Origin of the sequence: Protofrankia sp. CiT1, assembly GCF_917627335.1 — a bacterium.
In the GTDB taxonomy this organism is placed as follows: Bacteria; Actinomycetota; Actinomycetes; order Frankiales; family Frankiaceae; genus Protofrankia.
Genome location: NZ_CAKJTP010000123.1, coordinates 1 through 1691, shown reverse-complemented (window position 1 = coordinate 1691; position 1691 = coordinate 1). Strand labels below are relative to the sequence as shown.

The following is a 1691-nucleotide window of genomic DNA, read 5'->3' as shown; positions in this document are numbered from 1 at the left end:
AGGCGGCCCCTGGCCGCGTTCTCGGCCGCACCGGTACCACCCATCCGGTATCGGTGCGGCCCGCGGCCGTGCCAGGAGCCACCCGGGCGCGGCTGTCTGATCGAACGACCTGTTGCCGGTCGCTCCTACACGCCCCCTGCCGCGACGAAGGTGTAGCCGAGGTTCTTGATCCCCGAGACGGTGTCACGCAGGTACGACGTCCCGAGGTAGGGATGGTAGAAGAAACTTGCGAACCCGTCCCGGACCACGAGGTTCCGCCTGGCCGAGTCGATCAGATCGGCTGGCAGCCGAGCCGGGTGGTTGTTGAACGGCTCCGGCTCGATGTTCCCGATGTTCTCCGGAATGACGTAGGTGCCGTACACGTCCGTGACGGGGTAGGGGAAGAACTGCCCGCTGAAGGTACTACTGTCAATCGTTCCCCCGGCAAGCTGGTTCCGGAAGTACAGCGCGCGTTCGTACCGTTTGGGGAATCTGGCGACCACGGCCCGGTAGTCGGCTGCCGATCCCGCGTAGTGCGGGAACTCGAACGTCGTCGGCGCGGGCAGGCCCGCGGCGGTGAAAGCGGTGGCCGCGCTGTCGATGCGACCGGCCGCCCAGGCCTGGCTGTCCTCGGGCACCGGGCCGTCGTAGACAACATTGTTCAGGGCGTCGATGTGGGCCCGGAAGAACTCGAAGTCGTCGGCGCTGACGCCCGAGTACGGATTCGCCACGTTCGAGTACTGATGGGTGTACCCGTGCATCAGCAGTGTCCCGCCCTTGCTCACCATGTACGTGAGCGCGCTGACCACGGCCGGCTCGTTCGCCAGGGTGATGTCGACCGGAGTGCCGTTGTTGTAGACGCCGTTGGGGTCCCGATAACGGGGGTAGACCGCCACGGAGAAGGGCACCTTGACCGACGACAGGTAGTCGGCTGTCGAGCGCAGTTCGGCCGGATCCGCGTCCGGGCCGACGTCCTCGATCCGGACAAGGGCACGGTGCCGGGTCTGCGTGGCCGGAGCGAGCGCGTCGAAGAGAACGTCCGACAGAGCCAGATAGCGGTCGGTCATATCCGCATAGGAATAGGGGATCTCACCGATATAGGTGAGGTTGTTCGATCGCAGCGCCCAGGGGAATGTCGTCCCGTCGGCCCGGACAGCCTGGGCGAGCACCGTCGCCTTGGTGGTGTCCACGGTGGCGTAGTTCATGATTCCGCTGCCGTTGCCGGCGTACCGGGTCAGACTCGTGTTCTTGTAACGGACCGCCGCGACGGAGGAAAGGTCGAACTGGGACCAGTTCCAGCCATAGGTGGCGGTGAAAGTCGGCGACTGCGCGGTGAGCTGCCAGATGTTGTCGTACATCCACACCACTGGCCGGGTGCCGGCCAGCACGTCGGTGAGGAACGCGGTAGGCACCTGCTCGTCGTAGGTGGAGCCGATGTAGACGACGGCGGCGTAGCCCGCCATCTCACCAGCCGTATAGGCGGCCACCGGATGCGCCCGCCAGGTGCCGAAGTGGGAGACGAGGTTCGCCGTCTGGATGGCGTACTGCTCGCCGAGCCAGCCCCACTGGCCCGTGGTGTCGTACAGGACGAGCGTTCCGGCGGGGGCTGTCGCCACGGTGGTGATGGCGGCGGCGCGGATCCGCGCCGCCGCGCCAGGGGCGGGGCTCGCCGGCTGGGTGGTCGGCGCCGCACCGGCGCCCGGCGGCGGGAC

Annotated in this window: 1 protein-coding gene; it reads right to left on the bottom strand. The window is 67.4% G+C overall.

Annotation, left to right across the window (positions count from 1 at the left end; translation table 11 throughout):
- Positions 1–125: 125 nt before the first annotated feature.
- Positions 126–1691: DUF2334 domain-containing protein (locus MJ785_RS16660; protein ID WP_239381673.1), on the bottom strand; the 1566-nt coding region annotated here is incomplete at its 5' end.